9 protein-coding genes are annotated in these 13595 nt (G+C 72.1%); 3 read left to right on the top strand and 6 right to left on the bottom strand.

Features of this window, described 5'->3' with window-relative positions; all coding sequences use genetic code 11:
* Positions 1-14: 14 nt before the first annotated feature.
* Positions 15-3041, top strand: coding sequence for a glycosyl hydrolase family 28-related protein (locus ACFDS6_RS06015; protein WP_375271212.1), 3027 nt, complete (start codon positions 15-17; stop codon positions 3039-3041).
* Positions 3042-3097: 56 nt separating this feature from the next.
* Entirely contained in the window at positions 3098-3352 is a 255-nt protein-coding gene (locus tag ACFDS6_RS06010) for a hypothetical protein (RefSeq protein ID WP_375271262.1), read from the top strand.
* Between the two features lie 24 nt (positions 3353-3376).
* Here ACFDS6_RS06010 and ACFDS6_RS06005 read toward each other — a convergent pair whose 3' ends face one another.
* The 6 genes from ACFDS6_RS06005 to ACFDS6_RS05980 form a co-directional block, all read right to left on the bottom strand.
* Positions 3377-5587, bottom strand: coding sequence for a molybdopterin cofactor-binding domain-containing protein (locus tag ACFDS6_RS06005; RefSeq protein WP_375271211.1), 2211 nt, complete (start codon positions 5585-5587; stop codon positions 3377-3379).
* A complete protein-coding gene (locus ACFDS6_RS06000) occupies positions 5584-6075 on the bottom strand; it encodes a (2Fe-2S)-binding protein (RefSeq protein ID WP_375271210.1) in 492 nt (163 codons plus the stop codon). The genes ACFDS6_RS06005 and ACFDS6_RS06000 overlap by 4 nt, the downstream gene beginning before the upstream one ends.
* Positions 6072-7361 carry a c-type cytochrome gene (locus ACFDS6_RS05995; RefSeq protein WP_375271209.1) on the bottom strand — a complete coding sequence of 430 codons (1290 nt, stop codon included), beginning with the start codon at positions 7359-7361 and terminating at the stop codon, positions 6072-6074. The genes ACFDS6_RS06000 and ACFDS6_RS05995 overlap by 4 nt, the downstream gene beginning before the upstream one ends.
* Positions 7362-7472: 111 nt before the next feature.
* Positions 7473-8702: a glycoside hydrolase family 27 protein gene (locus ACFDS6_RS05990; RefSeq protein WP_375271208.1), complete on the bottom strand. Its 1230-nt coding sequence runs from the start codon at positions 8700-8702 to the stop codon at positions 7473-7475.
* A gap of 56 nt (positions 8703-8758) precedes the next feature.
* On the bottom strand, positions 8759-10219 hold the full coding sequence (locus tag ACFDS6_RS05985) for a carboxylesterase/lipase family protein (RefSeq protein WP_375271207.1): 1461 nt from the start codon (positions 10217-10219) through the stop codon (positions 8759-8761).
* Positions 10216-10989: an SGNH/GDSL hydrolase family protein gene (locus ACFDS6_RS05980; RefSeq protein WP_375271206.1), complete on the bottom strand. Its 774-nt coding sequence runs from the start codon at positions 10987-10989 to the stop codon at positions 10216-10218. Before ACFDS6_RS05980 ends, ACFDS6_RS05985 begins: the two co-directional genes overlap by 4 nt.
* Before the next feature lie 113 nt (positions 10990-11102).
* Here ACFDS6_RS05980 and ACFDS6_RS05975 point away from each other — a divergent pair, with 113 nt between their 5' ends.
* On the top strand, positions 11103-13562 hold the full coding sequence (locus ACFDS6_RS05975) for a glycoside hydrolase family 3 N-terminal domain-containing protein (RefSeq protein ID WP_375271205.1): 2460 nt from the start codon (positions 11103-11105) through the stop codon (positions 13560-13562).
* Positions 13563-13595: the final 33 nt, after the last annotated feature.

The raw sequence follows: 13595 nt of genomic DNA, 5'->3' as shown, positions 1-13595 counted from the left end.
GCGAGGTTCCTAGCATGCATCGCCTTTCCGCAGCGGCACTCGTCCTCCCGGTCGCGATCGTCGGCGCGATGCCGGTGGCGGCGCAGCGATCCGTCTTCGCCACCGCGCCGGTAGACGCGCGCGCGACAACGGTGCGCGGCGCCGGGGATGGGCGCGCCGACGACAGCCTCGCGATCCAGCGCGCGATCGACGCCGCGGCCGATCAGGGCGGCGGCGGCATCGTGTTCCTGCCCGCGGGCGATTACCGCATCACGCGCACCATCTATCTGTGGCCGGGCGTGCGCCTGTTCGGCGTCGGCGCGACGCGGCCGCGCATCGTGCTGGGCGACAACACGCCGGGGTTCAGCCGCGGGATCGCCAACATGATCATCTTCGCCGGCGCCCGGCGCGCGAGCGCGGGCGGGCGTCGCGTGCCGTTCCCGCCGTCCGGCAGCGTCCCCTTCGATCCCGCCATCGCCGACGCGAACCCCGGCACCTTCTACTCCGCGATCAGCAACGTCGACATCCGCGTCGGGCGCGGCAACCCGGCCGCGGCGGCGATCCGGTTCCACGCGGCGCAGCACGCCTACGTCAGCCACATGCGCTTCGATCTCGGGTCGGCGCTCGCCGGGCTGTACCAGGTCGGCAACATCGGGCAGGACCTGCATTTCAGCGGCGGGCGCTACGGCATCCTGACCGAGAAGCCCTCGCCCGCCTGGCCGTTCGCGCTGATCGACGCGACGTTCGAGGGTCAGCGCGACGCCGCGATCCGCGAGCACGAGGCGGGGCTGACGATGGTGAACGTTTCGATCCGCGACACGCCGGTCGGCATCGACATCGACGAAGGCTACGGCGACTGGCTGTGGGGCAAGGACGTGCGGTTCGAGAACGTCTCGCGCGCGGCGGTAATCATCTCGAACGAGAACAGTCCGTACACCCAGATCGGCTTCGACGATGCGCTGGCCGCGCGCACGCCGACCTTTGCGCGCTTTCGCGACAGCGGCCGGACGGTTGCGGGTCGGGGCGCGGCTTACCGCATGCGGGCGTTCAGCTACGGCCTGTCGGTGCCCGCGCTCGGGGCGATGGGCAGTTATCGAACGCGTGCGGACGCCGAAGCGCTGGGCGCGCTGCCGGCGCGGCGGGCGGACGCGATCCGCGCGCTGCCCGTGACGAGCGACTGGTTCAACGTGCGCGACGTGGGCGCGAAGGGCGACGATCGCAGCGACGACACCGCCGCGATCCAGCGCGCGATCGACGAACACCGCGTCGTCTATTTCCCCGCCGGCCGCTACGTCGTGCGCGACACGCTGCGGCTGCGCCCCGACAGCGTGCTGGTGGCGCTGCACCCCAATCTGACGCAGATTATCCTGCCCGACGGCACGCCCGCCTACCAAGGCGTGGGCGCGCCCAAGGCGCTGATCCAGAGCGCCGACGGCGGCGACGCGATCGTGTCGGGACTGGGGCTGTTCACCGGCGGGATCAACCCGCGCGCCACCGCCTTGCTGTGGACCGCGGGTGCGGACTCGCTGGTCGACGACGTCAAGTTCCAGGGCGGGCACGGGACCGACCTGGCGGGGGGCAAGCGGTTCGTGCCGTATAACGCCAACGCGACGAGCGACGCCGACCCGGCCAGGCGCTGGGACGCGCAATATCCCAGCCTGTGGGTGACGCGCGGCGGGGGCGGCACGTTCAACAATATCTGGACGCCCAACACCTACGCGCAGGCGGGTTTCTACGTCTCCGACACCGACACGCCGGGGCACGTGTACCAGATGTCGGCCGAGCACCACGGTCGGGTCGAGATCGGGCTCAACCGCGTCGCCAACTGGGAGCTCCTCGCCCCGCAGACGGAGGAGGAGGGCGGCGAGAGCCGCGACGCGGTGGCGATGGAGATACGCGACTCGCGCGACCTGCTGATCGCCAACCTCCACGCCTACCGCGTCACCCGCACCCAGAAGGCGAAGCCCGCGGCGGTGACGCTGTACAACAGCCGCAACGTCCGGTTCCGCAACGTCCACGTCAACGCCGAGAGCGGGCTGGGCACGTGCGACGAGAACGGCTGCGCGACGTTCCTGCGCGCCAACAAGTTCCCGTACGAGAATGCGATCCGCGACGTGCCGAGCGGGCTGGAGGTGCGCGAGCGCGAGTTCGCCAGCCTGGACGTGGCCGCGGTGCCGGAACGCGCGACTCCTGCTGCCGCGGCGCGGGTCGACCGGATCGGCGACGGCTTCGACGCGATCGGCGGGGCGACCACGACGCCCGACGGCACGCTCTACTTCGTTGACCGTACCCAGCAGCGCATCTATCGCTGGGATGCGCGGCGCGGGCTGGGGATCGAGCGCGACGCGACGGCCGACGCCGTGAACCTCGCGGCCGACCGCTCGGGCAATCTGATGGTGCTCTCGTCGGCGGGGCGGAACGGCACGGTGTACAGCTTCCGCCCCGGCAGCCCCGACGGCGAGGTGACGGTGATCGCGCCGACGCCGATCGGGCGGAGCGATGCCACGACGCTCGCGCTGCCCGGCAACTGGTGGACCAACGGCGAGTTCAGGGACCAGCTGAACAGCGAGACGCTGCGCTTCGCGACGCTGGCCGACCTGTTCGCGCGCGATGCCGCCACGCCCGCGACGCTTGGGTACGTCTCGCCCGACGGCAGCGTGACGTTGCCGGCGTACCGCGTGTTCCAGCAGGGACCGGCCGATTTCCGCGCGCGCCGCTTCTCACACGCGCTCGACAGCTACGGCTTCGTCACCGCGCGGCCGGGGACGCGCGTCTACGTCACCAACGCCTCGGAAGCGCGGACCTACAGCGCGCTCGTCGGCGCGACGGGCGCGCTCACCGACCTGCGGCCGTTCGCCGCGCGGGGCGGCGAGAGCGTGGCGGTGGGACCGGACGGGCGCGTGTTCGTTGCCAACGGGCAGGTGTGGATCTACGACCGCGACGGCACCCCCGCGGGTCGGATCGACGTGCCCGAGCGCCCGATCCAGCTCGTCTTCGGTGGCGAGGACGGCCGCACGCTGTTCGTGCTCGGTCACCGGGCGCTATACCGCGTCCGACCGTGACGGCGGCGGCACGCGTGGTGCTGGAAGGGTTGGCGCGCACCCGCTATCTGCGCGCGATGGCGAGAAAGAAGCGCGTGCTGGTCGCGACCCTGCCCGACGGCTACGTCAAGACGATCGGTCCGACCGCGCTGCCCTTCACGCACTACTGGCGGATCGTCGCGACGCTGGGTGACGGGCGGACCGAGTTGTTCTGGGGCCACGCCAAGTCGCTCGCCAAGGCGCAGGGCAAGAAGGCGGCGATCCCCGACGCGGCGCGGCAACGCGGCTGGACCGACTATGCGTTCGACGTGGTCGAACTGACCGAGGCGTGAGCGAGCCGGCGCCGGCGACGGGCGTCAGCCCGGCCGCAACCCCGCGCGCGCGAGCGGGAGCGAGCGGAGCCGCTCGCCCGTCGCCATCGCCAGCGCGTTGGCGAGCGCCGCCGCGGTCGGCCCCTGCGCGCACTCGCCCGTGCCCAGGAACGGCGTGCCCGGTCGATCGACGACCTCGACCGCGACGCTGAGCGGCGCGTCGCCGAACCGCAGGATCGGATAGGTGCTCCAGTCATAATCGGTGCGCCGCGCGCCGTCGTGGCTCGCTTGCTCGAACGCGGTCCAGCTCAGCGACTGGACGATCCCGCCCTCCACCTGATTGCGGATGCCATCGGGGTTGACCGCTTCCCCGCTGTCGACCGCGGCAACCGCGCGGTGGACGATCACGGGTCCCTCGTCTGGCACGCGCTCGACGTCGAGCGCGACCGCCAGATAGGCGCCGTGGTTCTTGTAGCGCGCGAACGCGAACCCGCGCCCGCGGTTGGGCGCGGCGCGGTAGCGCGACCAGCCGAACCGCTCGGCCGCGCGCCGGATCACCGCGGCGGCGCGCGGATCGTCGAGGTGCGCGAGGCGGAACGCGACCGGGTCCTGCCGCGCGGCCGCAGCGAGTTCGTCCATGAAGCTCTCGAGCGCGAAGATGTTCAAGTGCGCGCCGAGCCCCCGCAGCGCCGACACGCGGATCGGCATGTCGGGGAGGAAGTGGCTGACGACCTGCTGGTTTGGGAAGCGGTATAGCGGGATCGCGTTGCGGTCGCCGCCGCCGTTGGGCTGCGGGATCGGCTTGGGCGGGGTGGCGGGGAAGGGCGGCACCATCTCCTGCCCGGCGAGCAGGTCGCCCGCCGCGCTCGGGCGCGTGCTGTGTGTGTTGCTCCACACCTGGTGCCGCCAGTCGACGATCCGACCCGAGGCGTCGAGCGCGGCGTTGAGCTGCGCCAGCATCGCGGGGCCGAGCGGTTCCCAGCCGTGCTCCTGCTCGCGGCTCCATTGCAGCCGCACCGGCACGCCCGGCACCGCGCGCGCGACCAGCGCGGCGTCGCCCGCCACGTCGTCGGCGCCGTTGTGGCCGTAGCAGCCCGCGCCCTCGCGGTGGACGCAGCGGATCCGATCGAGCGACATCGACAGCAGTTCGGCGAGCGAGCGGCGCAGCGGCTCGACACCCTGGCTATGCGTCCACACGGTCAGCTGCCCGTCGCGGAACAGCGCCACCGCGCACGACGGACCGATCGCGCCGTGCATCAGGTACGGCCGGTCGTAGCGCGCCGACAGTTGGCGGACCGGCTGGGCGGCGGGATCGTCGCGGCGATCGGCGATCGTCCGGCTCTCGCGTCGCATCGCGAGCAGCGCTTCGGGTAACGCGCCGGGTAGTTCGGCGGGCGGGCTGGGCGTCGACCCGCCGCGCGCCGCGGCGTGGAGCGCGCGTTCGAGCGGCCACTCGCGCGGGCCGACGATCGCGGCGAAATTGCCGAGCTGAACGACGCGCGAGACGCCGGGCTCGCGCGCGATCGCGGCGAGGTCGAGCCGCGCGCGCGTGCCCGACGCCGGGCCGCGCAGCACGCGCGCGTGCACCATGCCGGGCAGGCGCATATCGTGGACATAGGCGGCTTGCCCGGTCAGCTTGGCGGGCAGATCGACGCGGGGCAGCGAATGCCCGATCAGCCGGCGCGCTGCCACCCGCTTGCGCGGCACGTCGTTGCGCGCGCGCACCGCGAGCGAGGTGGCGGCGGCAAGCTCGGCGTAGGACAATCGTCGCCCGCGCCCGTCGAGCACCGCGCCGTCGCGCGTGAACAGGTCGGTGGCGGCGACGCCCCAGCGCGCGGCCGCGGCCTCGGCCAGGAGGAGCCGCACGTTGGCGGCGGCGTTGGCGACGGCAGTGCCGCTCTGCTCCATCGTCTGGCTGCCCGCGGTCACGCCCTCGTTGGGGGTCAGCGCCGTGTCGGCGGTGATGAGGTTCACGTCGGTGAGCGCGACGTCGAGCTCGTCGGCGGCGAGCTGCGCGATCGCGGTCTTGATGCCGGTGCCGAGCTCGGCCTTGCCGGTGAACACGGTGACGCGGCCGTCGGGCGCGATGCGGATCCAGGCGTCGAGGTCGGGAAACTTCGACAGCGTGCCGGGCAGGTCGGGCGCGACCGTCGGCGGACCGCCGCTGCCCTCGCCACCGCCGGTCTGCGCCGCGGCGGGCGCGATGGCGAAGGCGACGACCAGCCCGCCCAGCATCTCGCGGCGCGTCGGCGTCACGCGACCGGCTCCGCGGGGTCGACCACCCCGCCACCGCGCGCGGCGGCGGCGCGGCGCACCGCGCGCAGGATACGCATGTGCGTGCCGCAACGGCACAGCGACGGCGCCATGGCGGCGCGCATGTCGTCCTCGCTCGGCGTGGTCGTCCGCCGCAGCAGCGCCTCGGCACGCGCGATCATGCCGGGGATGCAGTAGCCGCACTGCCCGGCCTGTTCGTGCAGGAACGCCTGCTGCACGTCGCCGGGTGCGTCCGCGCTGCCTAAGCCCTCGACCGTGGTGACCGCGCGGTGACCGATCGCTCCCACCGGCAGCAGGCACGCGAAGACCGGGCGATCGTCGAGGAGCACCGTGCACGCACCGCACTGTCCCAGCCCGCAACCGAACTTGGCGGCGTGCAGGTGCAGGTCGTCGCGCAGGACGTAGAGCAGGGGGGTGGCCGGATCGACCTCGACGCGCGCCGCGCGGCCGTTCACCTTCAGCTCGATCACTCGCCCTCCTCTCGCGCCTTCGCGACCGCGGCCGTCAGGTCCTTCCACGCCGGGCCGGTGCCATGTCGCGCCTGAAGATAGCCGACGATCTCGGCCACCTGCGCGTCGCTCAGCGCGTCGGAATAGGCGGGCATGTACGGCCTGCTCGCCGACACAGGCGGCCGCAGCCCCTGCAGGATGATCTGGATCGTGTCGCGCGGATTGTCCTCGTGCAGCGGGGTGCCGAGCGGCAGGACCGGGCGGCCGGCCTGAACCATCGGCGCGCCGGGTTCGTGGCACACCGCGCACGCGCCCGCGTACAATCGCGCGCCGGCCGGGTGCGCGCGCGTCGCCGCGGCGCGCCGGTCGGGCAACGCCGGCTCGGTCCGCGCGGCGGGCGCGTCGCGCATCCACCACGCGTAATAGGTCGCGAGCGCACGCACGTCCGCCGCGTCGGCGCGCGCGAGATTGTAGGTCACCGGCCCCATCGGTCCCGCGGCGGCGGCGTGATGGACGCTCAGCCCGGTACGCAGATACGCTTCCAGCCGCTCGGGCGTCCACGCGCGGACCGCGGGCGAGCGCGCATTGATCGGGGGCGCGTACCAGCCGCCCGACCAGCCGCCGTCATAGGCACGGTCGCCGCCTTTCTCCTGCTGGAGCAGGCCGCGCGGGCTGTGGCAGGCGCTGCAATGCGCCAGCGTTTCGCCGAGATAGCGGCCCCGGTTCCACGCGGCGGATCGCGCCGGATCGGCGCGAAGCGGCTCGGGCCGGAAGAACAGCAGCTTCCACCCCGCGAGCAGCGGGCGAAAGCCGAGCGGCGGGATCAGCTCGTTGGCGGGCGGCACCGCGCGCACCGCCGGCCGGGTCATCAGGAAGGCATAGAGGGCCGTCACGTCGGCGTCGGTGACCCCGGCGTAGTGCGTGTACGGGAAGGCGGGGTAGAGGTGGCTGCCGTCGCGCCCGACGCCGCGGCGGAGCGCGCGGTCGAACGCGGCGCGCGACCAGCTTCCGATGCCGGTGTCCGGATCGGGCGTGATGTTGCTGCCGTAGATCGCGCCGAAGGGCGTCTTGACGCGGTAACCGCCCGCATAGGGTCGCCCGCCGCTCGACTGGTGGCAGCTGACGCAATTGCCTACCCGCGCCAGATCGGCGCCGCGCGCGACCAGCGCGGGGTCGAACGAGCGAGGGTCGGGCCGCGCGACCTCGGCGATCGCGGGTCGATAGGCGAGCAGGAAGAAGAGCGCGCACCCGAGCAAGGCTGCGCCGAGCAGCAACGCGGCCGGTCTCGCCCGCAGCGATCGGCTCACGACGGAGATGCTTCCCGGACGGTCATGCTGGCAGAACACGCGAGCGGGCAAGAGGTTCGGCACACGCCGACGATCGCGCGGCCGTGCGGCATCACCGCGCGGGCGCGAGCCTCAGGGCGTGATGCGGAGCATGACGGTTCCGTGTGCCGGCACCTCAGCGGCATAGCGCCGCTTCGGTCGGCCGAGGCTTCGATGCGCCCACAGGTCGCGGACCGCGGCCGACACGCCGGCCGGGTAGCCGATCTCGGGCCAGTTGACGGCGATCTGCGCCGGTGCCGCGCCGCGATTGAGCAGCAGCACGGCGCGGCTGCCATCGGCGAGCGGCTTGGACCAGACCTCCTGGTCGCCGTCGTCGCGCACGCGCCGGCCCTGCCGGCCGAGCGCGTCCTGATCGACCGCGATCACCTCCTCGTTGAGCAGGATGCGCCTGGTCGCCTCGCTCATCCGCGTCACGTCGTTGCCCGCGATTAGCGGTGCCGCCATGATCGCCCATAAGCTGAAGTGCGCGCGGGCTTCGGTGTCGCTCAGCCCGCCGTTGCCGACCTCCAACATGTCGGGGTCGTTCCAGTGACCCGGCCCGGCGTAGGGGTAGAGCGGTTCGTTGCGATCGACGATGTCCATCACGCCCAGCGAGTAGGTGACGCGCCCGGCCCAGGCATCGCGGATGTCCCCGGTGGTGCGCCACATGTTGCCGATCTTCCCCGCCCATTCCCACGGACGGTTGTTGCCCCACTCGCAGATGGATAGCAGGATCGGGCGTCCCGTCGCGCGCAGCGCGTCCGCCATCAGCGCATAAGCTTCTTCCGCGTTGCGCACGCCGGTCGAGCACCAGTCGTACTTCAGGTAATCGACGCCCCAACGCGCGTAGGTGAGCGCGTCCTGATACTCGTGGCCCTGGCTGCCCGGCCGCCCGCCGCAGGTCTTGCGCCCGGCATCGGAGTAGATGCCGAACTTCAGCCCGCGCGCGTGGACGTAATCGGCCAGCGCCTTCATCCCCGACGGGAACTTGGCCTTGTCCTCGGCGATGACGCCGTTCGGGTCGCGCGAACCGTGCCAGCAATCGTCGATCACCACGTATCGATAGCCGGCCTGCTTCATGCCGCTCGCGACCATCGCGTCGGCGGCGTCGCGGACGATCCGCTCGTTGATGTCGCACCCGTGCTTGTTCCAGCTGTTCCAACCCATTGGCGGCGTCTGCGCGAGCCCGTTGGCGGTGCGCGCGGGGTCGAGCGATGGCCGCAGCGTGTTGGGATCGAGCAACTGGTCCTGCGCCGCCGCGCCGCCCGCGATCGTCAGCATGATGGCGAGCGCGGTCGACGCGATCCCTGAGCGACGCTTCATTCTTGAGCCTTTCCGAGCGGAGGGTTGGACGCAGGTCACCGTCGCGCGGGGCGCGGTCACGGCGTCGGTCGCTGCAGGCAGACGTCGTCGCGCAGCCGCGCGCGCGAGACGGTGCCGCCTTGCTCGAACGCCAGGTAGCGGCGCTCGCCGGCATCGTAGCGCGGCCAGGTCGATAGACCGGACCCGTTCGGGTCGCCGCGCTTGACGAATGCGACCCAGTAATCCCGCAACCGCGGCGCGCCCGCGGATGGCGTGTCGAAGACGAGACCCATCTCGCTGCCGTGGCTGACGACCTTGCCGGCGGGGGCGTAGTCGAACTGGTACTGCCACACCGGCGCGCCCGTCGCGGCGACCTGCCGCGAGACGGCGACGGTCGGGCAGGTGAACACCAGATCGGTGCCGAGCCGCATCGCGACGTCGCCCCGCCGCGGGTCGGGCGCGGGCGTGCCGTCGAGCCCGTAGGCGCGTCGCACCGCTCGCGCGTTGCGCGGAAACTCGCGCGCGACCACTGGGCCGGGATCTCGCCCGGTGTAGTTGGTGAACTCCTGCGCGTTGGCGCCGATCAGCAGCGGCACGCGCGCGACCCGTCCGGCCGCGAGCGCAGCTGCGGGCGTCTCGCGCAGCACGCGACCGTCGACCACCGCTTGCAACCAGATGAAGCTGTCGTCGTCCAGGCCGGGCACGTCCACCGCCTCCTGCGCGGCGAGGACGCTGGCGACGGGAAGGTCGCGCAGCGCCGCCGCGGCGACCGCTCCCTTCGCGCCCGCGCGCGCGACGATCGCGATGCCCAGTTGCTCGTTCTGCGCCAGCGTGCGCGGCGCGACGCCGAAGCCGGGTGTGCCGCTCTGCGCGATCGCGCCCGCGAACAACCCGCGCGCGGCGGGCGACAGCATCTGCAGCCCGACGTCCTGCGCGCCCGCCGACTCTCCCGCGATCGTGACCCGCGCGGGATCGCCGCCGAAGTTGACGATATTCTCGCGCACCCACCGCAACGCCGCCCGCTGGTCCATCAACCCGTAGTTGCCCGACGCGCCGCCCTGCTCGGCACTCAGCGCCGGATGCGACATGAACCCCAGCGCGCCAAGGCGGTACTGCACGCTGACCAGCACGACGCCCTTATCGGTGATGCGCGATTCAACGGTGCCGCCGCCCGCACCGCCGCGGTTGCCGCCGCCGTGTATCCACACCATCACCGGCAGCTGCGCGCGCGGGTCGAGGCGCGGCGAGCGCACGTCCAGGAACAGGCAATCCTCGCTGGAGGACGCCGCGGCACGGCTGTTCCACGCGCCATAGCTGGGTTGCGGGCAGGCGGCGTGCGCGGCGTTAGCCGGGGCGGGCGTTCGCCACGGCGCGGGCGCGACCGGTGCCCGCCAGCGCAGCGTGCCCGTTGGAGGAGCGGCGAAGCGTATGCCGCGAAACACCGCACCGCCGCCCGCCAATGCCGCGCCGCGAACCGGGCCGCTCTTCGTCGCGACCACCGGTGCAGCGGCGGCGAGCGCGAGCGTCAGCGCGATCATCGCGGCGCCGCGCGTGGCGCGGGGTGCGACAATGCGTCGCGGATCGCGCGCTCGGCGACGGGCGCCATCGCCGCGTAGCCGGCCTCGTTGGGGTGGACCCCGTCGTAGGTCAGCGCCGGGCGCAGCGCGTCGCCGTCGTGCAGCGCACTCCAGTAATCGGCGTAGGTCGCGCCGGTGCGCGCGGCGTAATCCTGCAACCACGCGTTCATCGCCGCGATCCTGGGCGCGGTGGCGAGCCCCAATCGCCACGGGAAGCTGGCGGCGGGCGGGACCGAGGCGAGGATGACGCGGATACCGTTAGCGCGCGCCAGTTCGGCCATCGACATGATGTTCGCCTTGGTCTGCTCGGGCGTCATCGGGCCGGTGTTGCCGGCGATGTCGTTGGTGCCGCCCATGATCTGCACCGCCGCCGGGTGCAGGTCGACCACGTCCTGCCGAAAGCGCAGCAGCATCTGCGGCGTGGTCTGCCCGCCGATGCCGCGATCGATGCGGCCTTCGGTGAAGAAGGCGGGCACCTTGTCGATCCAGCCCTGCGTGATCGAGTCACCCATGAAGACGATGCGCGGCGCGCGGGTGGATCGCAGCGCGGCGTTCGCCGATTGGTAGCGCGCCAGCCACGCCCAGTCAGAGCGCAACCGCTCCTCGGCCTCCCGCTCGGCGGATGTCTGCGCGGATTGGGCAGGCACGGGCGACGCGATGGCGGGTGCGGGCGTCCGGGCGTGCGCGGCGGCGGTCGCCGCGAGCATTGCGACTACGACGTACCTCGACATCGTCGATCCTCTCTGCGACCTTGAAGGTGGTCTTGAAGCAGCATAGAACGACATTAATAAAAATTGAAAGAATAATTGTCGGGAGGCGTCGCCGGACGCTAGGTGGAGGGGACATGACGAAGACGACCAGGATAGCATTGCTGGCCTCGCTGCTCACCAGCGGCGCCACGCTCTCGGCGCAAGCCGCCGACACCAGCGCCGCCGCGGTGGCGCATCCGGCCGAATGGCCGAAGCTGGCGATGAAGCGCCAGCGCGACCCGAAGGTGGAGGCGCGGGTCGACGCGATGCTGCGCCGTATGAGCGTGGAGGACAAAGTCGGGCAGCTGATCCAGGTCGACATCGCCTCGATCACGCCGAAGGACCTCGAAACCTACAAGTTCGGCTCGATCCTGAATGGCGGCAATTCGGCACCCAACAACGACGAGTTCGCCCCCGCGGCCGAGTGGCTGAAGCTGTTCGACGCCTTCTACGACGCGTCGGTGAAGCGCAGCGACGGGCGCCCGGTCGTCCCGGTGATCTGGGGCACCGACGCGGTGCACGGCGCCAACAACATCGTCGGCGCGACGCTGTTCCCGCACAACATCGGCCTGGGCGCGGCGCGCGACCCCGAGCTCGTCCGCCGCATCGGCGCGGCGACCGCGGCCGAGACGGCGGCGACCGGCATCGACTGGAGCTTCGCGCCCACCGTGGCGGTGGTGCAGGACGACCGCTGGGGCCGCACCTACGAGAGCTACTCGGAGGAGCCGAGCGTCGTGGCGTCCTACGCCGGCGCGATGGTGGAGGGCATCCAGGGCCGCGTCGGCGCGGACTTCATGAAGCCGGGGCACGTCATCTCCTCGGTCAAGCACTTCCTCGGCGACGGCGGCACCGGCGGGCGCGATCAGGGCGACACGCGCGTCAGCGAGGAAACGCTGCGCGACGTCCACGCCGCGGGCTACATGACCGCGCTGCCCGCAGGCGCGCTGACCGTGATGCCCAGCTTCTCGAGCTGGAACGGCGCCAAGCTGACCGGCAACAAGTCGCTGCTGACCGGCGTGCTGAAGGAGCGCTGGGGCTTCGACGGCTTTACCATCGGCGACTGGAATGCGCACGGGCAGGTGCCGGGCTGCTCGAACGAGGATTGTGCGGCGGCGATCAACGCCGGGCTCGACATGTTCATGTATTCCGGCCCGAAGTGGAAGGAGCTCTACGCCAACACGCTACGCGAGGCGAAGGCGGGGACGATCCCGGCAGCGCGGCTCGACGACGCGGTGCGGCGCATTCTGCGCGTCAAGGTGCTGGCGGGAACGTTCGACGCCGGGCGCCCGTCGTCGCGGCCGTTCGCGGGCAAGTTCGACCTGCTGGGCGCACCAGAGCATCGCGCCATCGCGCGACAGGCGGTGCGGGAATCCTTGGTGCTGCTGAAGAACAACGGCGTGCTGCCGATCAAGGCGGGCGCCGACGTGCTGGTCGCCGGGGCGGGCGCCGACGACATCGGGATGCAGTCGGGCGGCTGGTCGCTCACCTGGCAGGGGACGGGCGTCACCAACGCCAACTTCCCGAATGGCCAGTCGATCTGGAGCGGGTTGTCGGAGGCGGTGCGCGCGAGCGGGGGCAAGGCGACCCTGTCCGCCACCGGCGAGTTCACTGCCAAGCCCGACGTCGCGATCGTCGTGTTCGGCGAAACGCCGTACGCCGAATTCTCCGGCGACCGCTCGACGCTGGAATACAGCCCCGACGACAAGTCCAGCCTCGCGCTGCTGCGCCGGCTGAAGAAGGCGGGGGTACCGACCGTGTCGGTGTTCCTGTCCGGGCGCCCTTTGTGGGTGAACCCCGAACTGAACGCGTCCGACGCGTTCGTCGCGGCGTGGCTGCCGGGTACCGAGGGTGGCGGCGTGGCGGATGTGCTGGTGGCGGGGCGCGATGGTGAGCCCAAGGCCGATTTCCGCGGCACCCTGTCCTTTTCCTGGCCCAAGCGGCTCGACCAATATGTGCTCAACCGACGCGACGTCGGCTATGACCCGCTGTTCCCGTTCGGGTACGGGCTGTCCTATGCCAAGGGCGGACAGGTGCCGCAGCTCGACGAGGCGCGGCCGGCGAACGCGAGCGGCGACCAGAACGCGCTGTTCGTGCGCGGGCGCCTAGCGAGCGGCGTGCTGCTGACGACCACGGGCGCGGTGACGCAGTCGCGTGTCGACCGCCTGGCGCAGGAGGACAGCGTACGGCTCGTCTTCGGCGGCACGGGTGAACTCGCTTTGCAGAAGGCGCAGCCGATGGATCTGTCGCGCGAGTCGAACGGGCAGCTGAGCCTGATCCTCGACTACCGTGTCACGCAGGCGCCGACCGGCACGGTGACGCTCGGCATGGCGGGCGGGCGTGCCGCCAGCGTGCCGATCACCGGGGCGCTGCGCGCGAGCGGCCGCGATTGGGCGCAACTGGCGGTGCCGCTGCGCTGCTTCGCCGACGGGGGCGTCGACATGATGAAGGTGACCCGCCCCGCGACGATCGCCGCCACCGGCAAGGTCGGGCTGGACATCTCGGGCGTGCGCGTCGCCAGTGCGCCGCCCGGACCGATCAGCTGCGGGTCGCGCTGACCCGGATCACCTGATCGCGGGTGCGCTCACCCT

The sequence above is a fragment of the Sphingomonas sp. genome (assembly GCF_042095875.1).
GTDB lineage: Bacteria > Pseudomonadota > Alphaproteobacteria > Sphingomonadales > Sphingomonadaceae > Sphingomonas.
The sequence above is the reverse complement of the archived record's forward strand: the minus strand, read 5'-3'. Positions and strand labels throughout refer to the sequence as shown.